Consider the following 393-nt stretch of genomic DNA (forward strand, 5'->3'; position numbering starts at 1 on the left):
GGTAAGAGTAGAACAACACTGCACAGGTTAATTAAAGCAGGTGACCTGTCCACCTGTAGCGGTGAACGCAATGCAAAAATGGTAGATACTTCAGAGCTTTTACGTGTCTTTGGTCCCTTTGAACAACCGAAGGATGAACACCATTCTGGACAGGTCTCTGAACAGCGTGATACAGCCTCTGCTGACCAGAGTGAACAGGTGATTCGTCATCTGAAACAGGAGATTGAACACCTGAACACTTTACTTTTGTCCAAGGATTCGCACATTGACAGCCTGAAACAGGCCATGCTCCTTCTTGAAAATCACCCGGCAAAATTAACTGAATCCCCGACGCCATGGTGGAAATTCTGGAAAAAATCCTGACCCCGTCATGCTTCAGTTTTCCTCTCCGGC

The 393-nt window shown here is 46.8% G+C and carries 1 protein-coding gene; it reads left to right on the plus strand.

What is annotated here, in order from left to right; translation table 11 throughout:
- On the plus strand, positions 1-363 hold a 363-nt coding region (locus ACSIPU_RS30620; RefSeq protein WP_435322486.1), incomplete at its 5' end, for a DNA-binding protein.
- Positions 364-393 lie beyond the last annotated feature (30 nt).

It is taken from the genome of Klebsiella sp. HN106 (assembly GCF_051209435.1).
Lineage (GTDB): Bacteria > Pseudomonadota > Gammaproteobacteria > Enterobacterales > Enterobacteriaceae > Klebsiella > Klebsiella oxytoca.